General features: G+C 41.3%; 20 protein-coding genes, 1 tRNA gene and 2 other annotated features (1 of these 23 running past the window's edge). Of the genes, 9 read left to right on the top strand and 12 right to left on the bottom strand.

The genetic code is table 11. The annotated features are described in order from the left end of the window. Positions 1-39: a binding site (T-box leader), on the bottom strand; it reaches 221 nt to the left of the window's first position. 62 nt (positions 40-101) lie between these two features. Beyond that, positions 102-359: a binding site (T-box leader), on the bottom strand. A 112-nt stretch (positions 360-471) separates the two neighbouring features. Both ACZ5OK_RS02835 and ACZ5OK_RS02830 read right to left on the bottom strand, forming a co-directional pair. Beyond that, positions 472-1,497, bottom strand: a complete 1,026-nt coding sequence (locus tag ACZ5OK_RS02835) for a hypothetical protein (protein WP_343842138.1) — start codon at positions 1,495-1,497, stop codon at positions 472-474. Beyond that, the gene (locus ACZ5OK_RS02830) at positions 1,490-2,020 is read right to left on the bottom strand and encodes a sigma-70 family RNA polymerase sigma factor (protein ID WP_343842135.1); all 531 of its coding nucleotides are present in this window, start codon (positions 2,018-2,020) and stop codon (positions 1,490-1,492) included. Before ACZ5OK_RS02830 ends, ACZ5OK_RS02835 begins: the two co-directional genes overlap by 8 nt. Positions 2,021-2,361: 341 nt before the next feature. Here ACZ5OK_RS02830 and ACZ5OK_RS02825 point away from each other — a divergent pair, with 341 nt between their 5' ends. Then, complete coding sequence (locus ACZ5OK_RS02825; protein WP_343842132.1) at positions 2,362-3,654, top strand: glutamate-1-semialdehyde 2,1-aminomutase; 1,293 nt, start codon at positions 2,362-2,364, stop codon at positions 3,652-3,654. A 130-nt stretch (positions 3,655-3,784) separates the two neighbouring features. Here ACZ5OK_RS02825 and ACZ5OK_RS02820 read toward each other — a convergent pair whose 3' ends face one another. Next, a complete protein-coding gene (locus tag ACZ5OK_RS02820) occupies positions 3,785-4,336 on the bottom strand; it encodes a DUF2711 family protein (RefSeq protein WP_343842218.1) in 552 nt (183 codons plus the stop codon). A gap of 769 nt (positions 4,337-5,105) precedes the next feature. Here ACZ5OK_RS02820 and ACZ5OK_RS02815 point away from each other — a divergent pair. Then, the gene (locus tag ACZ5OK_RS02815; protein ID WP_343842129.1) at positions 5,106-5,642 is read left to right on the top strand and encodes a DUF5412 family protein; all 537 of its coding nucleotides are present in this window, start codon (positions 5,106-5,108) and stop codon (positions 5,640-5,642) included. A 264-nt stretch (positions 5,643-5,906) separates the two neighbouring features. On the opposite strand, the gene ACZ5OK_RS02810 is transcribed toward ACZ5OK_RS02815, so the two are convergent. Beyond that, positions 5,907-6,434 (bottom strand): YceI family protein, encoded by a 528-nt coding sequence (locus ACZ5OK_RS02810; protein WP_343842127.1) that lies wholly within the window; start codon positions 6,432-6,434, stop codon positions 5,907-5,909. Between the two features lie 454 nt (positions 6,435-6,888). After that, on the bottom strand, positions 6,889-11,094 hold the full coding sequence (locus ACZ5OK_RS02805; RefSeq protein ID WP_343842124.1) for a 5'-nucleotidase C-terminal domain-containing protein: 4,206 nt from the start codon (positions 11,092-11,094) through the stop codon (positions 6,889-6,891). A gap of 283 nt (positions 11,095-11,377) precedes the next feature. Here ACZ5OK_RS02805 and ACZ5OK_RS02800 point away from each other — a divergent pair, with 283 nt between their 5' ends. Next, a complete protein-coding gene (locus ACZ5OK_RS02800) occupies positions 11,378-12,445 on the top strand; it encodes an FUSC family protein (RefSeq protein ID WP_343842122.1) in 1,068 nt (355 codons plus the stop codon). 290 nt (positions 12,446-12,735) lie between these two features. On the opposite strand, the gene ACZ5OK_RS02795 is transcribed toward ACZ5OK_RS02800, so the two are convergent. The 4 genes from ACZ5OK_RS02795 to mutY all read right to left on the bottom strand — a co-directional run bounded on the left by ACZ5OK_RS02795 (position 12,736) and on the right by mutY (position 16,726). Continuing rightward, complete coding sequence (locus ACZ5OK_RS02795; protein WP_343842119.1) at positions 12,736-14,502, bottom strand: ABC transporter ATP-binding protein; 1,767 nt, start codon at positions 14,500-14,502, stop codon at positions 12,736-12,738. A 142-nt stretch (positions 14,503-14,644) separates the two neighbouring features. After that, positions 14,645-15,175: a nucleoside tri-diphosphate phosphatase gene (gene ntdP, locus ACZ5OK_RS02790; RefSeq protein ID WP_343842118.1), complete on the bottom strand. Its 531-nt coding sequence runs from the start codon at positions 15,173-15,175 to the stop codon at positions 14,645-14,647. 150 nt (positions 15,176-15,325) lie between these two features. Further along, on the bottom strand, positions 15,326-15,508 hold the full coding sequence (locus tag ACZ5OK_RS02785; RefSeq protein WP_044163831.1) for a gamma-type small acid-soluble spore protein: 183 nt from the start codon (positions 15,506-15,508) through the stop codon (positions 15,326-15,328). Between the two features lie 144 nt (positions 15,509-15,652). Next, positions 15,653-16,726: an A/G-specific adenine glycosylase gene (gene mutY / locus ACZ5OK_RS02780; protein WP_343842112.1), complete on the bottom strand. Its 1,074-nt coding sequence runs from the start codon at positions 16,724-16,726 to the stop codon at positions 15,653-15,655. 52 nt (positions 16,727-16,778) lie between these two features. Between mutY and ACZ5OK_RS02775 the strand changes: the two genes are divergently transcribed. The 3 genes from ACZ5OK_RS02775 (at position 16,779) to ACZ5OK_RS02765 (ending at position 18,208) form a co-directional block, all read left to right on the top strand. Beyond that, complete coding sequence (locus ACZ5OK_RS02775; protein ID WP_343842109.1) at positions 16,779-17,762, top strand: metal-dependent hydrolase; 984 nt, start codon at positions 16,779-16,781, stop codon at positions 17,760-17,762. Positions 17,763-17,894: 132 nt separating this feature from the next. Beyond that, the gene (locus tag ACZ5OK_RS02770; RefSeq protein WP_063826227.1) at positions 17,895-18,056 is read left to right on the top strand and encodes a small, acid-soluble spore protein K; all 162 of its coding nucleotides are present in this window, start codon (positions 17,895-17,897) and stop codon (positions 18,054-18,056) included. 2 nt (positions 18,057-18,058) lie between these two features. Continuing rightward, positions 18,059-18,208 carry a YpzG family protein gene (locus tag ACZ5OK_RS02765; RefSeq protein ID WP_343842104.1) on the top strand — a complete coding sequence of 50 codons (150 nt, stop codon included), beginning with the start codon at positions 18,059-18,061 and terminating at the stop codon, positions 18,206-18,208. Between the two features lie 119 nt (positions 18,209-18,327). Here ACZ5OK_RS02765 and ACZ5OK_RS02760 read toward each other — a convergent pair whose 3' ends face one another. Then, the gene (locus ACZ5OK_RS02760; protein WP_044163837.1) at positions 18,328-18,678 is read right to left on the bottom strand and encodes a YfhH family protein; all 351 of its coding nucleotides are present in this window, start codon (positions 18,676-18,678) and stop codon (positions 18,328-18,330) included. A gap of 20 nt (positions 18,679-18,698) precedes the next feature. After that, on the bottom strand, positions 18,699-19,520 hold the full coding sequence (recX, locus tag ACZ5OK_RS02755) for a recombination regulator RecX (RefSeq protein ID WP_343842101.1): 822 nt from the start codon (positions 19,518-19,520) through the stop codon (positions 18,699-18,701). A gap of 152 nt (positions 19,521-19,672) precedes the next feature. On the opposite strand from recX, the gene ACZ5OK_RS02750 reads away from it, so the two are divergent. After that, positions 19,673-19,798 (top strand): YfhE family protein, encoded by a 126-nt coding sequence (locus tag ACZ5OK_RS02750; RefSeq protein WP_162038925.1) that lies wholly within the window; start codon positions 19,673-19,675, stop codon positions 19,796-19,798. Positions 19,799-20,173: 375 nt separating this feature from the next. Continuing rightward, a tRNA-Ala gene (locus ACZ5OK_RS02745) sits at positions 20,174-20,246 on the top strand. 1 nt (position 20,247) lies between these two features. Here ACZ5OK_RS02745 and ACZ5OK_RS02740 read toward each other — a convergent pair. Continuing rightward, positions 20,248-20,493 (bottom strand): hypothetical protein, encoded by a 246-nt coding sequence (locus ACZ5OK_RS02740; RefSeq protein ID WP_343842097.1) that lies wholly within the window; start codon positions 20,491-20,493, stop codon positions 20,248-20,250. 23 nt (positions 20,494-20,516) lie between these two features. Between ACZ5OK_RS02740 and ACZ5OK_RS02735 the strand changes: the two genes are divergently transcribed. Next, positions 20,517-22,457, top strand: coding sequence for a LysM peptidoglycan-binding domain-containing protein (locus ACZ5OK_RS02735; protein WP_343842094.1), 1,941 nt, complete (start codon positions 20,517-20,519; stop codon positions 22,455-22,457). Positions 22,458-22,540 lie beyond the last annotated feature (83 nt).

The raw sequence follows: 22,540 nt of genomic DNA, 5'->3' as shown, positions 1-22,540 counted from the left end.
GAATCGGATAGGCCTACTCCTCTTACTCAATGATTTCAGGTATTTACTTTTTAGAAACGTGGTATAGAAAAACCCTTAACATACAAAAAGGGTTCCCCATCCAAAAGGACGAGGAACCCGTGGTACCACCTTTATTAATTGCCAAATCAGCAATTCACTCTATCAGCATCTACGCAAAATACTGCTTCAATGCCTATCTCCTGTAACGATGAGATCTTCGCCAAAGCCTACTATCCACACGTCGGAGTTCGGTTTGGAGGCTCAGAAGTCCATTCACTTATGTCTCCGCACTGGTTCGCAGCGGCCACCAGCTCTCTGAAGCTTCAACAAAAGCTACTCCTCTTCATCAACGCCGAATATTTCCGTTGTTCGAATTGATTGATTATTATGATAGTGTCCAAACAAGAAAATGTCAATAAGAAATTTTATCGCTTTAGCGCTTTAAAAGAGTTGGGGACAGTCCCGACGCAGTTAGTTTTCCTTTAAAAATTTTATTAGATCATTTCGGTTATGGGTTTTATATACCATTTCTTTGTCATCAAAGACGACATAGACCGGGGCTTTTTCTGAATTCAGAAAGGTAAATCTGTCATTTGCAGATTTCAGGGAATTCATGACGGAATAATTGCTCACATTCCGAATCCCGTGTTTATCCAGAAACTCTGAAATTACTACTTGATCATTTCCTACAACCAACAATCCATATTGTCCTTCTACTTGGGCAATTAAAGGATACTGCTCATCAAAGTTAAAGGTTTCTAACGTCCTGATAACTGTTCCCTCAGAGGTTAAGAACTCTACTTTTTCCGGTTTTTCTGCACTTACATACATATAGTTTTTATTATGAATATTACTGATAAACTTATGATTCTCTGTTTTTATTCTTACCTTTTCAATGAACCGGTTTAAGCTGTTTATCGACCCGAACCCTACATAATGGTCTTCATTATACCAGTGGGCATCAACTTTGTTATTTACTGTCAAAAAATTAACGTCGGTATCTTGCTGAGAACGCTTGACTTCAAATAAAGCAGTTACTTCTGTTAAAAGTGCTTCTTCTGTAAAATTTGTCATGACAAGCCATCGATTCTGTACAGGAAAGGCAAAGGTAATTTCAAGATTTGTCACATCAATTGGATATTGTTTTGCTAATAGATCTTCCATTTGTTCGGTCAGTTCTTCATGTTCAAAAGGAGGCTCCTCATGACTAAACGTCTTATCAAATTTTTGAGAGGATTCATCAGGATTGGCTGTCTTATCAACTGGTGTATTTGATATTTGATAATAAGACAAGGCTATTACCACAAAAATCACGCTTGCAATCCCCGTTAATACATACCTCATCCACGCTGACCAAAACCCCCGTTGTTTGTCTGGCACTGAATCAGGGAGGTCTTCCAGAGTCTGATCGATTCTTTTCTCAACACTATAAGGTAATTCCTCCTCTACTCTTTCAGCGTGTTCTCTAAGCAACTGATCCAGCTTTTTGTCATCCACTTTCATTCCCCCTTTCCAGTTCGTTCAGGTTTATGATTTCTGTAAGCTTTCGACGCCCGCGGTTTAAACGGGATTTCACCGTGCCTTTCCTGATTCGTAAAATCTTAGAAATTTCTTCAATAGAATACTGCTCATAATAATAAAGCATAATCACAATTCTATAATTGCTTTTTAACTGTTGTAGCTCATCATATAAATCATAGGCTGGACCTGCTTCTTGATGATGATGGACGGATTCAACGGATTCCATAGGTACGACCCGTTTTTGCTTTTTTATCATGTCATAGCACTGGTTCACGACAATGCGCATCAGCCAGGATTTAAAAGATTTTGCGTTTTTGACCTGACGTATAGATTGATAGCTTTTTATAATCGATTCCTGAATGGCATCTGCACAATCGGCATCTGCTTTTAAAATCCCTTTTGCAACCCGATACATGGAATGCCGATGTCGTTTAATCAGACGGCTAAAGGCCTCTTTATCCCCATCCTGAGCCAGGGCCACATCTTTCTCATCAGACACATTTCCCCCTCCTTCTTTATCTCTAAGACTCCATTTTATACGAAAAGGTTCCCATTATATATAGTTTACTATAAAGTTCAACTAACCATCAGTGGGGGTTTTCTCCAACCCCCACTGATGGTTAGTTGAACTTATCAGGAATTTACTGGCCGTTTATCCCCCACTTAGTCTTGTGGGGGATAAACGGCCAGTTAATACGTGATATTTCCTCCAGGTACAAATACTTTTGTGCTTTAAAGCGGAGCGGGACAGTCCCCACATGCTTTAAAGCATGTGGGGACTGTCCCAAAATTCTGTTTGTGCTACAATAATAGAGGATTTTCGAAATGGGAGGTATTTGTATGGATATAACAAATTCCGAGAAGTTATATAAAGAAGCGAAAGAACATATTGTTGGGGGAGTGAATTCTCCTTCCCGTGCGTATAAAGGGGTTGGTGGTGGTACACCAATCTTTATGGAGAAAGCAAAGGGGGCACATTTCTGGGATGTGGATGGCAATAAGTATATTGATTACTTAGGTGCCTATGGTCCGATCATCACTGGTCACGGACATCCGCATATTGCTGAAGCCATTACGGACGCAGCGCACAACGGCGTTTTATATGGTACTCCAACCGCCTTGGAAAATAAATTTGCCAAAATGCTGAAAGAGGCTATTCCATCAATGGAGAAGGTGCGATTTGTAAACTCAGGAACAGAGGCTGTTATGACAACCATCCGTGTCGCCCGTGCCTATACAAACCGTAATAAGATCATTAAGTTTGCCGGCTCCTATCACGGCCATTCTGATTTAGTGCTGGTTGCGGCAGGCTCCGGACCGTCAACTTTGGGTACACCGGATTCAGCCGGGATTCCTGCTTCCATCGCTGAAGACGTAATCACGGTTCCATTTAATGATATTGAGCCCTTCAAAGAGGCCTTGGAAAAATGGGGCGATCAGGTAGCGGCTGTCCTGGCAGAGCCGATTGTCGGTAACTTCGGAATCGTTGAGCCAAAAGAAGGCTTCCTGGAAGAAGTGAAAGAATTAACCCATAATGCTGGCGCCCTGCTTATTTTTGATGAGGTCATTACAGGATTCCGCTTTACATACGGAAGCGCTCAGCAGTTGTTAAACGTTGAACCGGACATGACCGCTTTAGGAAAAATCATTGGCGGCGGTCTTCCTATTGGAGCCTATGGTGGCCGTGTAGATATTATGGAACAAGTGGCACCTCTGGGACCCGCATATCAGGCCGGTACGATGGCCGGAAACCCGGCATCTATGGCTTCCGGAATTGCCTGCCTTGAGGTTCTTCAAGAAGAAGGTGTTTATGAAAAATTAGATCGATTAGGAGAAAAACTTGAACATGGGCTGCTTGAACAGGCAGAAAAACATGGCATACAGATTACCATTAATCGATTAAAAGGTGCTCTTACCGTTTTCTTCACGGATGAAAAGGTTGAGAATTACGATCAAGCAGAAGCAACAAACCAGGATCAGTTCGGAACATTCTTCAAGCTGATGCTGGAGCAGGGCATTAACTTAGCTCCATCCAAATTTGAGGCCTGGTTCCTCACCATTGCCCATACAGATGAAGATATTGAAGAGACGTTGGAAGCTGCTGACCATGCATTTGAAAAAATGGCTGTCTGAGAATATATACCTTTTAAAGGCTGGGGACTGTCCCGGCCTTTTCAATTTTTATTTGAAAAACTCAATGAGACCCTAGCAAATTTATAACGCATGAACTGGCCGTAATACCCCCACTGATGGAAGTTTCCCTTTATTGCATACTCCAATTTATTTGTGTACTTTTGTTACAATAAAAACCTTCTAAGCTACATGACTCTACTAAATACTCTACAGTTTTTTTATCCGAACATAATAGTGATAAATGACGATCCCAATGGGTAGTAATCAAGATATTATGATTATGTGTAAATAAATTTTTTCCTTTGTTTAACATATCGCTATGGCTAACAAAATCGTCAATATATTCTAATTTTCTTTCTGTCCCAAATTCATCACCTATCCACATCCAGTTATATCCTAGTCTTTTTATACTTTTAAGTAATTTGTTCATAACCAGAGGAGGAAATAGGCCTTCAACAGGCTCTATAATTCCTTCCTTGATACAAGTATTTTCAATTAATTGTACTGTTTTTTTATCCTGATATTCTTCTTTTAATCGCAAAATCCCAGTTTGTAATCCTATATCTAACTGCTTAAAACTTCTTATTCCCGACAATTTCAAGAATTTCTCCCAGGAAATTATTTCACAATCCTCTATAATTTCATTATTACTTGGATATGAACTTGGTTTAAATAAATCTATATCAATTGTTTTGGGTTTAAAAAAGGGTGAAAAATGAGGAAAACTTCATCAAATACTCCTTGATAAAATTCCTTATACTGTCACTTACTTTTTTAACCATAGCTCTTATCCAAAGTTACGCATGAACCAGTTTTTAATAGAATCGGGTTCCCTCTGAAATAACTGTTAGATTTTAATAATTTCTTTTAAAATGGCGTATCTTTTATGCATTCCCTTTTCTAAAATGGTTGAGATGAATTTATGAAACCCCTGGAAAATAGCATTGTTAGAGGGTAAGGAAAGAGTTTTTGCGAATTTTCATACATTTACTTGAATATTTATTTGCCTTCGCATAATGTTTATGTTAACATTATAAACAATTCAGAAAATTTGTCTTCAGTAAAGGTGGAAGTAACCAGTTAAGCGTAATAGCTTATACTTATGTGGGTTTGAACTGGGAGCTGAAGCCGGACAAATTCTTTCGTTCATTTCTTACCCTTTTTAGACTTGAGCAGTTGATTTGCTCAGGACTCCCTTCCTTTCTAGTTTTCACTATTTGGCTTTCGCAGACATTGCGAAAGCTCTTTTTTTGACCTCAGAAATGATTTGTCTGTCATTCAGTAAAACATTAGAAATGATATACCCAATTACTCAAAGATACTTTTCGGTTAAAATTGTTATTGAAAAGGATATTATATTTTATGTTAATTTTATAATATACTTGAGGACAGACATGCTCATACAACTAACTGACAGGAGAATGCAAGAAGAAAGACAGGGGGAGAACTTTGTGAAAAAGGGATACAGCTTAGGCTCTTTTTATTTAATCCTTGTTTGTTTAGGATTGGCTGTCTACTCATTATATTCTAATCTTAGTCATACTTGGTTGATTGCCCCTCCAAATTATATTTTGTTTATGTTTAGTTTGTTAGCTTTGATTTTAGGAATTACTGGTTTTAAAGATAAAAGAAATTGGCGAACGAAAACCAGAAGCTGGTTAACTGTAATTAACTCAATTTTATTGTCTATCATTCTTTTTCTGGCGATTATGTTATCGTTATTCGCTTCTTCATTTGGAGCGAATGAACACATTAAAACAGTACAATCTCCTGATGGCAATTACTCCATTGATTTTTATCGTTATGATGCGGGGGCGGCTGGTTCATTTGGAATAAGAGGAGAATTAAATGGACCACTTTGGTTTAAAAAACGAATTTATTATCGTGATACAGAAGAGCATGTTGAAGTGGAATGGAAGAATGATAGCACTATAGAAATTAACAATCGCACCTTAAATTTAAAAGAAGGAGAAACATACGGATATTAGCTTCGTTCTCCTATTAGAGAAATGATTAGTAAGTGAAAGTATCTGCTTAAAATAGCACACGCGAATTCGTACCCTGCATTAAAATTCATTCCTGTAAATACACCTGCATTTCAGGCATCATTTCGATATGTATTTTCATGTTAACTGTTCGTATAACGTAAAAAATGAGCATCAATTATATTGTCATTAGATGCTCATTTTTATTACTGCCTCAATATTTGTACTCCAAAACTGAACTGCTTAGAATTTATATTTGAACCTTTATTATTCTGCCGGGTTTAACTCTAATTCCAGTTTGATTTTAATCTCTTTACCAACGAGAACGCCGCCGGTTTCCAGTGGTGCATTCCATGTCAGGTCAAAATCTTCACGGTCAATTTTTCCTTCTGCTTCAAAACCGTAAACTGTTCCGCCCCATGGATCTGTTCCCTGTCCACCAAATTCAACATCAAAGGTTACAGGCTTTGTAACACCAGTAATGGTTAAGTCTCCAGCCACTTTGTAATCATCGCCGTCTTTCGTGATGTTTGTTGACGTAAATTCAATCGTTGGGTGTTTTTCCACATCAAAGAAGTCTTGAGATTTCAAGTGGTTATCACGGTCCTCATTACGGGTGTTAATGCTTGCCACATCAAATTTGAATGAAATATCAGCGGTTGTTAGATCTGATAAATCGTCAGCTTCCACCTCTGCCGTGTAAGATTCAAAAACTCCCTTTACTTTTGAAACCATCATGTGTTTGACTTCAAAGCCAATTTCAGAATGTGCCTGATCAACTGCGTACTTTGCCATTTTAAATTCCTCCCATTTTCATTATTATTAATTCGAGATACTTATGCAAAAAATATTAAAATATAATATCTCGAATTCGTTTAATTTTAACTTGAGATAACTATAACAGATTGGTAATTAAATTGTCAATAAATTTTTTATAAAGTTCAACTAACCATCAGTGGGGGGGTTCTCCATCCCCCACTGATGGTTAGTTGAACTTATCAGGATTTTACTGGCCGTTTATCCCCCACTTTGTCTTGCTGGGGTAACCTCAGAACTTGAAGTGGGGGGTATTACGGCCAGTTAATGCGTGATAAATGATTGCTTTGGCCGTTTCACTGAAATATGGGGCAGAGCTTAATCTTTAATTAATTCCAGATAAATCTTGCGACAAAACACCAAATGATTCCTGGATTTGATTTACAATCCAGTAAAAACTCCATACGGGCTCCCCACCCGCATGGAGTTCATTTTAAAACCATTTATTCAACTCACGCTCAATCTTCTTCAGCTCAACAGCACGATTTCCTTTGCCCTGTTCAATTTTGCTTAGAGACTTGGAAACATGATGGACCACTGATTTAATGTGCTGTTTTGTATTTCCTTTTGTTTCTACGACTTCTGTCAGCTGTTCCTTTAGTAATTCTTTAACTCTGTCCAGCCCCAGTAGATTACTGGATTCAACCAGAGTTTCAGCAGCATCTTCTACAGCTCCATCTTCATGAACGAAGAAAAGTTTCGTAACATCTTCCGGTTTACGCGGAATAACTTTGTACCCCCCGAAACTGTAAGTGACAACTCCTATTAAACTCTTATAGTTCTGGCCTTCTGCTAATAGATTCTCTTCATCTGCCAGTACAACTTCGCCTGAAACATCTTCAGCCTGATATTCATTGAATTCATTTACCGATTGGGTTGTCACGTATTCGAGTTCTACCAGCTGTCCTTCAACAGCTTCACCAACATCAGCTGCCTGAACGGTTACAGCTTCAGGTTCACCAGCATTGGTTTCTGTTACTTCCGCATCCTCTGTCACAACCTGAAGAAGTCCGTAATACTCACTGGTTACCCCTTTAGCCTGAATTTTATCGCCCGCTTCTGCTTCTAAATTAGCTGAACGAACGACCATTCCACCGGTTTCATCCTGAACGTAAAAGTTATTTCCGTCCACATAGGTCACGATTCCTTCCAGAATGACCCCACTGCCAACAGCTGCATCACGGGCTTCAGCCATTGTAACATCCTGATAATCAATGGCGCTTCCTTCTGTAATTCTGCCTTCCCCATCAGGATGATAATTCAGAGGATCTTCCTCTGTTGTATTTAAGTGATTCATGAAGTCTACCGTAGCTTCAATATCTTCAGGGCCCATGACCGGATTTTGTCCGAGCTCGCCAATAGGACGGTATTTCTCTCCCTGGGAGGTGCCCATATAATTATTTACTGTTAATGTATAGGTTTTGTTTTCATCAATTGGTGTTCCATCTGGCAGTGTAATGTCCACGACCTCAGTGGTTTCAGGGTCCCATGTATAGTGGAATCCGCTGATACTGTAATCCGGACCGTACTGGGAAGACAGCTGTGCATTCAGAATCGGATAGAGATCCTCACCCTTAATGTCAAATTTCATTAAGACATTTCCAAACGGCTGAATGTTAAACAGATCTCCCCAGGTCACTTCGCCGGCTAATAAATCATCACGGATTCCGCCACCGTTCATCATTGCAAAGTCACTGTCCATGGCCCATTTCATGCCGTCAGCAAGAAAATTTCCTAAACCATGATCTCCATCGTTGGAGTAATCACCCGTTAGATCATAGGCATTATAACCAAGGACCTCATTCATTTTTTCTTCAATAAGAGTAGAATACTTATCTAAAATCGAGGCAACTTCCGTATCAGGCTCCAGCTTGCTTTGATCGGTATATACAATTTCCGCCTGCTTGTCGACAATATCGCCGGTTTCCGTGTCAATTTCAAGGTCAATATCCGCAAATGCTTTTCCATACTCATACGCCTGTACGATAAGTTTGTCATCAACCACTCCATTTACGACCTGATGATTATGAGCAGCAAAAATCATATCGACTTCATCATCAATGGATCTCGCTAAATCTGCGACTGCACCGGTTGCTGATGCTTCACCAGACTGGCTGCCGGGAACGTGGGATAGTACGACAATCGATTCAATCCCCTGAGAGGTTAACTCATCAACTGCCTGATCAATCGCCTCCTGCTCGTCCGTAAAGTCCATATTCTGAATCCCATCCGGCATCACCATTTCCGGTGTTTCCTGAGTGGTTACACCGATAAAGCCAATTTGCTGTCCGGCTACTTCTTTCACGGCATATGGCGGAAGGATGGTTTCACCGGTATTTTTATCGACACAGTTGGCACAAAGGACATCAAAGTTCATACCATCATAGTTTTCTGTTCCTTCAGGATGATCTCCACCATTCACCATTCGCATGAGCTCTTCTGTACCTTCGTCAAATTCGTGGTTGCCGACCGTACCAACATCAAAGCCCATTTCCTCCATAATTTCCACGGTTGGCTCATCCTGATAAAGCGCAGACACAGGGGAGCTTGCTCCGATCATATCACCGGCATGTACTTTTAACGTATTCGGATTTTCCTGCTCTCGCTCTTCTAAATAGCTGGCAACATAATCCATCCGGCCAAACATTCCATCCATTTGGCCATCACCATCTATGTCCAGTTCATATTCCTGATCAATTTTTCCGTGCAAATCATTTAAGCCTAAGAACTGTACAGAAACGGTCTCTCCTGGATTTACCGGCTCTCCTCCACTATCATCTGCCGCAGTATAACCGGCTTCAATCGCATCACTTTCGCTCCAGAAAAAGATCCGCTTATGCACCGGAACCTGCTCAAATTCAGTAGGTTCCACATATTCTCTGGTATCTGAATTTCCAACAAATTTATCAAAGTCGCCACCTTCTAAAATCGCCCGGTATTCAAAAGGAAGCTCAATTAATGGGTTATCCGGATTCCAGATACCTTTTCCTGCATCCTTTGCTGCTTTCACGGCTGACTGATACGTGTCATATTGAGCATTTTCTCCAAATGGCCATAGAAAGTATGTGGCAGCATAGCCTTCCCGAACCATCTCAAGATTGGTATTGATACCATCCTTATTGATCACCTGAGCCAAAAGACGGCCATAATTATCGGTAGGCTCATCCCCAATTTTTAAGGTCACTTCATCTCCTGGTTGCAGTAGTGATTGCAGGTAGGTTTTAGCGGCCTCGCCATGCTCATCCTGATTTTCACCATGCGCACCGTTTGCTGATCCCATATCGGTTTCCGGCGTATCGATGTTGACAAAGCGCACCCGGTCCGAACCTAATACAGGGGTTTCAAGACGAATGGTATCTCCATCTGTCACATATTCCACGGTTGAGGTATATTCCCCGGCGGCAGATGGCGGCTCCGGCTGCTCATCAGCTACTTTAATATCTGCGGCCTCTGTCGGAATGAGCTGGTAGGAATTATACTGACTCAAAATCGCCGTAATGTCATACCATGTTCCTTCTTCAAGCTGGGATACATCAAGGGCCCCTTCCATGACTCTTAAAGTGGTTCCATTAAATTCTTCATCAATTAAGGAAATATTGTATCCCCCGCCTGCAGGGCTTTCAGGAATGGAGGAAATATAGCCATTCACCTGAACACGGGATCCTTCCAAAGGTTCGGCGATTGAACTATCCTGCATATCTGCCAGTGTAATTTCCTGTGGTGCAGGCAATGGTTGATTTTCGCTTAATACTTCTACAGAATCACTGTTGTTTGGCACAACTTCAAGCAGTCCCTGATATTCATCGATCGTCCCTGTCAGCTGCACACGGTCCCCTTTTTCCAATACGGGGTAACCGGTAGCATCAAAATTAAAGACATTGATTCCAGCGGTTTCATCCTGTATGTATGTCGATAGTTGCCCACCGCCAATGGCTGCATTATCGGCTGTAACGACGCCTTCTACAGTTACTTCAGTGCCAACTGCTAAGCTTCGCGCTTCTTCAATACTTACAGACTCACCTGGATCAACAGGATCACCAGGGTCTCCAGGATCTGATGGTTCCCCGTCCATAGAGTGGCTGCCTAAATATTCAAATGTGTCTTTTCCGTGGGAATTCCATTCTGTTTCTGTGTATGTGGTGTTTCCTGATGTAATGGAGGCTTTTCGTACAAGGGTGACATCTTTGGCATAATCACCATCCTGTCCAACGGTACCTAAGATGTCAATTGGAGTATCATTTTTCGTCAGGGTAAACGCATCGTTGCCATTAAAATTAATCACACCTGCTGTTACATCTGCTACGTTTAAAATCTCGGCTGATGCACTGGAGTGAGCAACGACATAAACATCTCCAGCAGACAGGCTTCCTGATAAATTCAAGGTTTGATTCGGTGTCTCATTGCCATTGCTGTAAAGCTCCAGTGTATACTGAGAGAGATCTACTGCCTGTCCTGTCCCATTATAAATTTCAACGGCTTTGTTGTAGGACGACCCTTCAACATACTCTGAAATAAATAAGTCGTCACCTTGTTCACTTTCCGCACTCACTGGATTTCCGAACAATGTGAAAAAGTTGGCGAACACAATGGTCCATACAATGAGCACATTTAAAAGTTTGTTCGACACAAATTTCTTCATGATTCCCCTCCTATTTTTCAATTAAAAACCCTTCTCTTTTATAGTAGACAACGTATCCTTCCTGGTCAATACATCATTCGTTAATTAGGTGTAAATATTCAGTAAAATCTCTGTAAAACAGACAAATTCCGACTATATTCGCACTTTATGACTACACATAAATAAATTGTTCGTATTTTGTCGAAAAATCGTTCATAAAGTTTTCAATGATATTCTTCTGTTTTCCCTTAAATGCGTTATAATACATCAGTGATAAAGGTTTATTTCAGGAAGGAATGGAACAATGAAATTTGGTGCCAGAGTGTTGAAAACCGGATTGGCCGTGTCCATCGCAATGTATGCGGCTTTACTTTTTGACTTTACAGCTGCTGTTTTTGCCGGTATTGCTGCTGTTTTTTCCATACAGCCCTCCATATACCGGTCCTATCAGAAGGTTTTGCAGCAAATCGAGGCGAATTTGCTCGGAGCCGTTATTGCCATTGTTATGGTGTCAATGCTGGGAAATGATCCGGTCATTATTGGCTTTACGATTATTTTAGTTATGGCCATCTGTATTGGCTTCGGTATGAAACAGGAAATCGTCATGCTTGCAGTTGTAACAGTTATTGCGATTATGGAAACCACCGATATGCCCTTTGTAGAATTTGCTGTTACCAGAGTGTCATCCGTTTTTATCGGAATTTTTTCGGCTCTGCTTGTTAACCTTGTCTTTCTGCCGCCAAAATATGAAACAAGATTATTTAAACAAATCGAGCAGACCTCCAATGAAATTTTACAGTGGATTCGCCTTTCATCCAGACACTTATCCGATCAGCCCGCTTTAAAAGAAGAAATTGAAAAACTAATTGAAGATATCACAAAGCTTGATCATACGTACTTATTATTTTCCGAGGAACGTACGTATTCCCGCAAACGCCGGTACACAAAGGCAAGAAAACAAGTCTTATTTCGACAGTTGATTCATACAGCTAAAAAATCCCTGGAAGTTTTACGTACGCTGCAGCGCTATGATCAGACACTTGGTCATTTATCCCATGACCTCAAGACACGGATTGTAAAGCAAATTGATGAAGTCGTTCATATCCACGAAAAACTTATTATGATGTGCATGGGGAAAATAAGGGAAGATGATGAACAGGTTGTCCATCCTGATGAGGGAGAGGATATCACAGCCCTTCTGGAAGATATCATTGCGTTTACACAAAATAAAAGCGATGCATGGCAGTTTCTCCCTCTTGCCGGAAAATTGATGGATTATGAAAATCAGCTGGAACATTTAAAAAAACTCCTGGGAAGCTACCAGCAGTATCATAAGCAGGAGAGTATTAAAACGGAAAGTAATGAATTGTGATGGAGGTTGAGCATTGAATGAATTCTGGTTGTTTTGTTTATTAGGGATCCCTATCAAGCCAATTTGGCAAGACAATCAGTGACCTATAAAGTGAAACCTCAATCAGTGGGAGTTCTATTCACCTCATACTGATTGTTAGTTGAATGAATCGGGGTATTAGCGTTCTTTATCTCCCACCTATACATCCCTGCTCCTTTAAGTATTGAGGGGGAATCTAAGGAAGATTACGCCGCAATAAAAAAATCCATGCTGCATTTTCGGCAACATGGATGACCTTTTTGTAATAGTATTTAAATGGTACTAGTCTCTATTTGGTCTAAATGCTGAACCTGGAACAACTCGTAATAATGACCTTTTTTCGCCATTAATTGCTCATGGCTGCCGATTTCTTTAATCTCCCCATCCTCAATCAGAACAATGCGATCGGCGTGAGTGATGGTCGCCAGTCGATGGGCAACAATAAAGGTTGTTCGGTCATGGGCCAATTTTTCCAGTGCTTCCTGAATTAAATGTTCACTTTCCAGATCAAGTGCAGACGTTGCTTCATCAAGGATAAGAAGCCGCGGGTTTTTCAGAAACACTCTGGCAATCGCCACACGCTGCTTTTGTCCCCCGGATAATTTTACGCCCCTCTCACCAACCAGGGTGTCATAGCCATCAGACAGATCCATGATAAAGTCATGGGCATTCGCTGCCTTGGCTGCTGCAATTACCTCTTCATCGGTCGCATCCGGGTTCCCCATACGGATATTCATGGCAACAGAATCACTAAATAAAATGTTATCCTGAAGCACCATTCCAATATTATCACGTACGGATCGCACCTTATATTTCCGGATATCCTTGCCATCCAATAAAATTTTTCCATCCGAAACGTCATAAAAACGCGGAATCAGACTGACGAGCGTCGACTTTCCGCCCCCGCTCATTCCGACAAATGCAATCGTCTCTCCTTCTTTCACATCCAGGGAAATATCTTTCAGGACGTTTTCCTCTTCCTTTTCATACTTGAAGGAAACATGATCAAATTGAATGTTTCCATTTACGTTCGTTAATTTTTTGGCATCCTTTTTATCGACAATATCATATTCTTCGTCAAGAAACTCAAAAACACGATCCATCGATGCAAGAGCTTGGGTAAGGATGGTCGCTGAATTAACTAAGCGTCGCAGCGGATTATACACCCGGTCCATATACCCAACGAAAGCAACCATCGTCCCAATGGAAAGGCCCCAGCTGATTACCAGATACCCACCAAGGCCTACCACTAATAATGGGGCCAAGTCGGTGATGGTGTGAGTTGCGGTATAGGCCTTTGCGTTCCACGCTGTATGCTCCAGGGATTTTTGCAAATGTTTATGGTTCTGTTGATCAAATTGCTTTTGTTCATGGTCTTCAAGGGCAAAGCTGCGAATGACAGGCATTCCCTGAACCCGTTCATGCAAATAACCCTGAACCTCTGCCAGTGCCTGGGATCTTTCCCGTGTAAGTCGGCGTAAACGGGAATAAAAATACTTTACGGAAAAACCGAATAGCGGGAACAGAACGATGGATATCAACGTTAACCAGACATCGAGCGTAAACATGATGGAAACCGCAATGGCGATCGTCATCATATCCAGCCAGATGTTCATTAGTCCTGTAATTACAAACTGTTTGGTCTGCTCTACGTCATGAATGACCCTGGAAATGACCTCACCGGTTTTCGTCTGGGAATAGAAGCGCAGACTTAATTTCTGAATATGGTCAAACAGTTTATCCCGAATATCATATAAAATCTTGCTTCCGATCCATTGTGCTAAATACTGGCGGAAGTATTCAATCGGCGGGCGAATGATTAGGAAGACGAAGAACGCAATACCCATAATCATTAATAACTGATCAATTTTTTCAGCCTGTGATAATTGCTCAGCACCGATAACGTCATCGATGACATATTTTATAATTAAAGGTAATAATAGCGGTATTCCAAATTTTAATATCCCTATAAAAATGGTTAGAATTAATCGCCATTTATAGGGTTTTACGAACTGTAAATAACGTTTAATAACTCCCAAAACTGCTCACTCCCATGTGCATATCCTGTGTTTGTTTAAAAAAATTATGAAGTCTTGCAGCATGCACCCCCAAAACATGAACGAAAGCCTGCTGAAGACTCAGGCAGGCCTTAAACGTGTCATTACTATAATTTATTTCTTCTTATGTTAAATATGTTAAATAGCGCTCGTACCACTGATCCACAAACTCCGGAGCAAACGGCCCTTTACGCTGTCGAATCCACCGCTGCAGAATCGTAAGCTGGTTTTGCAAAATCGAGTCAATGACCTGGGGGTAATTCATCTCTTGTTTATGTTGCTCATATTCATCCTCATCCAGCAGCGTGAATGTCATATCCGGGAAAACTTTAATATCCAGATCATAATCAATATATTTTAACGCTTCTTCGTCAAAAGCAAACGGAGATCCTAAATTACAATAATAATAAAGTCCATCTGTACGAATCATGCCAATGACATTAAACCAATACTTTGCATGGAAATAACAAATCGCGGGTTCCCTGGTGATCCATGTCCGCCCATCACTTTCGGTCACCTGGGTCCGATCATTTCCGCCAATTAATACATTGTGGTTCGCTTTTAAAACCGTTGTTTTGTCCCAAACTCGATGCAACTGTCCATTATGCTTATAGCTTTGAATTTCTATTTTCTGACCCGGCTCGGGAATTATCATAAAATCTCCCTTTCTCCGCTCAAACGCATGTCCTGTATATATTATACCCATACATCGAGCCAAATGAAAACAGAATACACTCCACGAAAAAGAGCACTCCAGCATCATCTGGAGTGCTCTGCTCTTCATGGTCTCAACGAGGATTGGGGGTTATTTTTTGTTTTGTTGAGACTTTTGGTTTTGTTGTTTTACGCGTTGCACATCCGTTTCAGAAGCGAATTCAGCACCAAACTGCTGTTGACCTTGCTGTTGGCTTTGGCCTTGTGCAGCTTGTTGGTTTTGTTGTTTTACATGCTGCACATTAGTGCCAGATTGGGTTTTCTTGTTAGCCATCCTTATCACCTCCGCACTACTTAATGTAACCATAACCCAGACCAATATCCTGATTCCTGGTTACCAAATAATTCCTCACGTGAATGGAATTTCTTATTGGAGGCAAAATAAGAAATGGCTACTGTAAAGGATCCGTTTATCTCTTTATATAAACGGGATCATTTTCTGATGGGACACTGGAAAAGGAAGCTGTATTAAGTCGCTATAATCCAGAAAAACACCCTTATCTTGCGCAAGTGTCCCATCCTTGACCGTAGCTGCATATACATCCAGCTGCCATACAAGATGGGAAAACACATGTTTAATATTCGTTACCTGTTGATCAAGCTCAAGTTGAAGACCGTACTCATTCCGGAACCATTGGATGATGCTGGAGAAATCAACCTCTTCCAATGAAATCATCGGAAATTGCCAGAGGTTGGCCAGAAGCCCTTTTTCAGGCCTTTTTTGCACAAGGATTTCTCCTTTTTCATTTCTAATTATCAGGACAGCATATGGTTTTCTTTTTTGTTTCTTTTTGGATGACTTAATCGGCAGGGTTTCCTGCAAATCATGCTTATACGCCTGACAATGATCTTGAAGAGGACATTCGTAACAAACAGGATTTTTCGGTTTACAGACTAATGCACCTAATTCCATCAGACCCTGGTTAAACGACGACGGATCTTCCCGGGAAATGATATCGCTAATGATACCTTCAACCAATTTTCTTGTTTTCTGCTTGGCAATGTCTTCTTCTACTCTTAAAATACGGGATATAACACGCATAACATTTCCATCAACAGCCGGTTCTGGCTGCTGATAGGCGATACTCAAAATGGCCCCTTTTGTGTAAGGGCCAACTCCTTTTAAATTACCGAGCTCTTTAGGATTATCAGGAACTTTACCATTGTATTCTTCAACTACCTCTTGTACAGCGGTTTGAAGATTACGGGCACGGGAATAATATCCTAAGCCCTCCCACACCTTAAGAACGTCCTGTTCATCAGCTTTTGCCAGCGCATCAGGTGTAGGGAACTTTTCCATAAAGCGCTGATAATACGGAATCACCGTGTCCACTCGGGTCTGCTGAAGCATAATTTCAGATACCCAGACGTGATAGGGAGTCGGATCCTGCCTCCAGGGAAGATCACGGTGTTTTTCCGAAAACCATTGTATTAGATTCGTTTGAAAAGCTTCTATATCCAATTCTTCAACGCGGGATTGATAATCGTACATAATGAATGACTCCTTCCTTACTGCAAAACAAAATCTTTGAAGGGATGATACGATGGATACAGCCACACACATCACGATGGGAGTCGCTCTGGGCGGCCTCTCAACACTCGATCCTGTGGTTCAGCAGGATTCCATAGTATTTCAATCCATAATAGTCGGGACACTTTTAGGTTCCAATGCTCCTGACTTTGATACCATCCTGAAATTTAAAAATAATGCATTGTATATTCGAAACCATCGGGGAATTACCCATTCCGTGCCAGCAGTTTTAGCCTGGGGAGCTGCCATTTCAACGACCATCCATACATTCGTACCTGAGACCGCTTTTTGGCACTTGTTTTTCTGGACGCTCCTGGCTGTGATTTTACATGTATTTGTCGATATTTTTAATGCTTATGGGACTCAGGCAGCCCGGCCGTTTAACCAGAATTGGATAGCACTCGGCTGGATCAATACGTTTGATCCATATATATTTGCCCTCCATATCATTGGAATTATTGCCTGGCTGATTTTCGATGCTGATCCCGGATTTACTTTTCTCATTCTCTATTTTGTCCTGTTTTTGTACTATTTGAAAAGGTACTATGACAAGCAGGACATCATAACCAAAATTAATCAGCAATTTGATGATGTGGAGCAGATTGTTACTTCGCCAACCATTAGGCATAATTTTTGGAAGCTGGCGATAACCACCGATGACCATTTTTATGTCGCCCAGGCTGAAAATGGGGAAATTAAAGTTGTGGATACCTTTATTCGCAAAAAACTCCCGGACCACCCAGCTATGAAAAAGGCGCTGCAGGACCGGAATGTCAAAGCATTTATCTCCTTTTCACCTGTCTACCGTTGGGAAATTGAAGAATTAGACCGCTATACGGAAGTACGCTTCATTGATTTACGCTATCGTTCCAAGGGGCATTATCCATTTGTGGCGGTTGTCAAGCTGGACCATGATTATAACATTAAGAATTCCTATACCGGTTGGATTTATTCGGAGGAAAAGCTGCAGAAGAAACTGCACCCCGTTCCGAACTAGTCATTTGAGTTACGGAATAAGGGCTTCCTCTTATTACCTAAGAGTCGTTCCGTATACAACAGCCTTCCTGACAAACACTATAAAAGCACGGTTTTTGACACCGTGCAATTCGATTATAAAGGAGTAACGCAAATGGTCCGGAATAAAGCTAAGAATTTTCCTATCCAGCGTTACGAGGAAAAACCACATGCAAAAGCAAAATTCTCTTCCAAGCGGGCTGATGGGACCATCAATACCCATCCACAGGAGAGAATGGCGAAATCATCTCAACAAAATGAAAATGAGGTGGAATAAGCATGGGTTTTAAAAAGCAAAAATATCTGAAAAACACACCCTTCCAGGCACCGCATGCCAAAGTCAAGCATGCCAGCAACCAGGTAGGCGGCGAAACCAGACGAACACAAACCGAAATCATCAACGCCATTCAGGTGAGCAAACGGACGTAGAGGTGGTGGTGCCTGTCACCACCCGAAATTTGTCGAACGACCTCTGGCTCTCAAGCAGATGCCAGAGGTTGTTTTTTCGACAATTTTCGAGCTTATCCGGGTGGTGACAGGCACCAGCCCTATTTTTCCGGTGGCATATAATTCCCCAGCATCGAGATAGGTAATGCTTCCTGTTCGGTATCTATGGCAATGGGGTTCCCTTCACGGTCGGTTCGCTTTCCCCAGACAAAAACTCCATTCCTGTAATCAATTTTGAAGTAATGATTAGGTGTATTTTCAATTTCATAAATATCGCCGGCTTCATAGGCTGCAGGATCCATCATATATGCTTTTGCCATCATCATTTTACGCTCATAGACTGCATACTCATTAACCATGCCTAATTGCTCGGCCTTTTGCGCTTTTTCCGTAAGTCTTGCAATTTCCTCGCGCAGCTGCTCCACGGTCATATCACTGTATCTCATTTCCATTCTGTCATCTCTCCCCTTTGTTATGCCTTTGACTCCACATGCTCATCGATAAAAGCTTCAATCTTGTCCATTTCAAAGCCCTTTCGATACAGGCCTGCCTTTATTTTCTGTTTAAGCTCATAGCCCTCTGCCTTGTGCTGATATTTCCCTAAAAGCTTCAGCCCCTGATGCATCACAGCCTCCTTCTCAGCATCCTGATCGCGATACGTAGCACTGGCTTCCTGTAAGCTATCACGGATCACGTCAGTCGAGAACCCTTTTTGAACAAGTGTGGCCTGTACAGACTGAATTTGCTGCTGGAAGGATTTTTTCGAACGCGAACTAAGCTTTTTTTCAATCAGCTTTAGCACTTTTTCTCTTTGCGTTTCCGGTGAATAGACGGCAATGGCTTCTTCGGCTATAGCGGCGGTAATTCCTTTTTCAAGCAATTCCTTTTTTAAAAGTAAAGGTCCCTTACTCGACGTATTCATCCTCGACCTTACAAACGTATAGGCAAATTCACGATCGTCAACATAGCCTTCCTGCTTCAGTTTGTTAAGGACTTGTTGTATCTGTTCCTCCTCAGCCTCCTTCTTGCGCAAATAATCGGTCAGCTCCTTTTCAGAGCGTATCCGGTAGCTGAGCAGGTTTACAGCCATCCCGTAAAACTTATGTATTTCATCCTGTGCTTTCAAGGACTCCATTGTTGCCTGATCAACTTCCATACCTTTTCGCAAGGCATATTTCACAAGGATATCCTCATCCACACTGAAGGCATAGGATTCACCCTTACCTTCCTCTATAAAAATGTTAAAGCGATTTTTCCTTTTCTTTTGAGTGGTAATTTTGGAGATTTTAGCCAAAGCATCTTCCCCCTCTCCGGCCATTATAACACATCTTGGGGACTGTCCCCACATGCTTTAAAGCATTAAACCGGAAAGCTGTACATATTTTATTTAACCCTTGGAAAGATTACTAATGGAAGGCAAATTCTTCTATAAGGCTGGTGGTATTCATGGGTAAACAGCAAAGAACAAACGAAGAAAAGCGTTTCAACCTTTCGAAAACGCAACAGGTATTATATCAGAGGGAATTTAAACAGGCAGACAAAGTATTTAAACAAAACAGGACTAAATCCTGATACCCTGTGAACAAAAGTTTTCCACAGCATTGTGCACAATGTGTATAAACGTTGTGAATGCGTTTATAACAATATCCTTCCTGTGAACAAAAATATGTGCATAACTCACGATTTATCTGTGGATAATGTGTATAACTTTTAAAAATTGTATGTATAAAGCAGTGAATATGTGGACAATAATGTTAATAAGTGATTGTCAATGATCTATGTTTGTCGATTTAGATCGGCAAGAGATTCCTCCCCTTTAACCATATAGTCCCCATTGACAATCATTGACTCGATTTTGCGGCTGATCAATATCAGCCGCTATTTTTTATGATTAAATCCTTTACAAACTCCAAAAATCAAGTTAAAATAATAATCGCTGAAAAACACGGGGCATTAGCTCAGTTGGGAGAGCGCTACACTGGCAGTGTAGAGGTCAGCGGTTCGAGCCCGCTATGCTCCATCTATAAACTTGAAAGAAACCCTGATTTCAGGGTTTCTTTTTTATTTAAGATCGTGCAAACACCATCCGTAATCAAAACAAAATTATTTAAACAATCCGCCTCTGCTTTATTTATGATTCCTCTTTTAATAATAGCCTGAACATCCAGAATAATTTCTTGCATTTTTCCCATTTTCAGCCACTGCATTTCCAATATTTTAGCCCTTTCAACCCCTTCATTAGTGGTAACAATAAAAGTACCATCCACTTAAGAAGGGGAGAATGAACATCATGTTTCAACACCATAGATTAGAACAGACAAAAGATGGTTATAACGTCATTTTATATCTTGAACCAAATCAGACAGAATTTGCAAAAGAATTAGGAACCAAGGATGATTCGAATTTGGAAACAGATTTAAAAAAAGGGGCTATTCACTATCTACGGACAAAGGTTCCTAATCTGAGAGTAAATGTTGTTAAGGTAATGCTCGGTTCCATGATTATTGCCTCCATTCCTCTGACACAAGGGATGTTTGCAAACCCTGTTGAAGCAAGCAGCATTACCAAGGTGGAAAATCAAAACTTAACTTATACCATCGAAAGCGGGGATACCCTTTTTTCCATCGCTCAAAAATACGATATTGATGTTGATGATATAAAAGCTGCAAACAATCTTCCGGGCGATACGATTAAAGCCGGCCAGTCCTTAACGATTCCGGCAGCATCCTACACCGTTAAAGCCGGTGATACCCTTTATCGTATTGCCAGGGACCATCAAACGAACGTTGATGTGATTATGAAGGCCAATCATTTACATGAGCCAACCATTTTTGCAGGTCAGACCCTGCTGATTCCGACTTCGATCCAGGCGGAAGAGGAAGCAGCTCCCCGACCAGTTTTGGTTGATACCTCCCACACCGTTGAGGCCGGAGAAACGCTCTACGGGATCGCGAATCAATACGGAGTTTCAGTGGATCAGCTCCAACATGCAAATGGTCTGAGTTCATATACAATAGTGATTGGACAAACACTGGCGATTCCAAAAGCTCAGGATACGGAAAGTCCTACTCAGTCCGCTCAAACTGTCAACTATACTGTGCAGGCTGGAGATTCCCTTTCACTCATTGCGAAAAAGTTTGGAACGACAGTCGATCAAATTAAACAAACAAACGGATTATCATCTGACCTCATTCGTGTTGGACAGGAGCTCACCATCCCTGGTGCTGAAACACAAATTAAGCAGCCAGTCTTAACCGATGACGAACTGGATACCTACACGGTAAAATCCGGAGACACACTCATCGGGATTGCTTCCTTTCACAACACAACAGTAGACGCTATTAAGGAAGCAAACGGGCTAACTTCTGATACGATTCGGGCAGGACAGATTTTAACTATACCAGATAACGCCCCTGTAACAGAAAGTGATATGCAGAATACGCAAACAGAAGCTGAGCAGGCTGCCAACCGACCGGTCATTTATACAGTACAGTCCGGGGATTCTTTATCCTCTATAGGAAATCGTTTTGGTTTAAGTGTGAGTGAGCTTAAGTCCATTAACCATTTAACAAGTGACACCCTGTACATTGGCCAGACGTTAAGACTTAATGAAACGGCAGCAACTACGCAAAATCGAATTGTCTATAAAACACACACTGTAGAAGCAGGAGATAACATTTGGGCTTTAAGTAAAGAATACGGCATTCCCCAAGCAGAGCTGTTAAGAGCCAACAACCTGACCACCCAGTCAGCTTTATCCATTGGACAGGAGCTCCGTATACCTGTGCATGAAATCGCCGTACAGCCAACGGTCAGCGAAAAACATGGTGAATTTTTAGATTGGTGGACAGAAGCACAATACGTCTTTACGATTGATTCAACAGCAAAGGTTACCGACTTTGCTACAGGAAAATCCTTTTATGTCACCCGCACGATAGGGGCCAACCACGCCGACGTTGAGCCCGCAACTGCTAAAGATACAGCCATTATTAAAGAAGTATGGGGAGGATCTTTCAGTTGGAAGGAGCGTGCTGTGCTGGTAGAAGTGAACGGTCATAAAATCGCCGGGTCCATGACATCCATGCCCCATGATGTTCAATATATAAAAGATAATCATTTCAACGGGCATACCGACATTCATTTTAAAAACAGCACTCGCCACAAGGATGGACAAATAAACCCCCGCCATCAGGAACAAGTCCAAATCGCTGCCGGTTTAATCCAATCATAAATTGGATTAGACTGGGAGCTTTTTTGGGTTGAACTGCTAACTGCATAACTTTATGAAACCTATCCAAATGGGAAAACGTAAAT

This window comes from Salinibacillus aidingensis (genome assembly GCF_055393355.1).
Note: the sequence above shows the minus strand (reverse complement) of the source record. Positions and strands in the feature narration are given on the sequence as shown.

What these genes read in the sequence shown, in the direction of transcription:
- ACZ5OK_RS02825 (WP_343842132.1), top strand. Translation starts at nt 2,362, where the DNA reads ATGGATATAACAAATTCCGAGAAGTTATATAAAGAAGCGAAAGAACAT.
- ACZ5OK_RS02810 (WP_343842127.1), bottom strand. Translation starts at nt 6,434, where the DNA reads ATGGCAAAGTACGCAGTTGATCAGGCACATTCTGAAATTGGCTTTGAA.
- ACZ5OK_RS02805 (WP_343842124.1), bottom strand. Translation starts at nt 11,094, where the DNA reads ATGAAGAAATTTGTGTCGAACAAACTTTTAAATGTGCTCATTGTATGG.
- ACZ5OK_RS02800 (WP_343842122.1), top strand. Translation starts at nt 11,378, where the DNA reads ATGAAATTTGGTGCCAGAGTGTTGAAAACCGGATTGGCCGTGTCCATC.
- ntdP (WP_343842118.1), bottom strand. Translation starts at nt 15,175, where the DNA reads ATGATAATTCCCGAGCCGGGTCAGAAAATAGAAATTCAAAGCTATAAG.
- ACZ5OK_RS02785 (WP_044163831.1), bottom strand. Translation starts at nt 15,508, where the DNA reads ATGGCTAACAAGAAAACCCAATCTGGCACTAATGTGCAGCATGTAAAA.
- mutY (WP_343842112.1), bottom strand. Translation starts at nt 16,726, where the DNA reads ATGTACGATTATCAATCCCGCGTTGAAGAATTGGATATAGAAGCTTTT.
- ACZ5OK_RS02775 (WP_343842109.1), top strand. Translation starts at nt 16,779, where the DNA reads ATGGATACAGCCACACACATCACGATGGGAGTCGCTCTGGGCGGCCTC.
- ACZ5OK_RS02770 (WP_063826227.1), top strand. Translation starts at nt 17,895, where the DNA reads ATGGTCCGGAATAAAGCTAAGAATTTTCCTATCCAGCGTTACGAGGAA.
- ACZ5OK_RS02765 (WP_343842104.1), top strand. Translation starts at nt 18,059, where the DNA reads ATGGGTTTTAAAAAGCAAAAATATCTGAAAAACACACCCTTCCAGGCA.
- ACZ5OK_RS02760 (WP_044163837.1), bottom strand. Translation starts at nt 18,678, where the DNA reads ATGGAAATGAGATACAGTGATATGACCGTGGAGCAGCTGCGCGAGGAA.
- ACZ5OK_RS02750 (WP_162038925.1), top strand. Translation starts at nt 19,673, where the DNA reads ATGGGTAAACAGCAAAGAACAAACGAAGAAAAGCGTTTCAACCTTTCG.
- ACZ5OK_RS02735 (WP_343842094.1), top strand. Translation starts at nt 20,517, where the DNA reads ATGTTTCAACACCATAGATTAGAACAGACAAAAGATGGTTATAACGTC.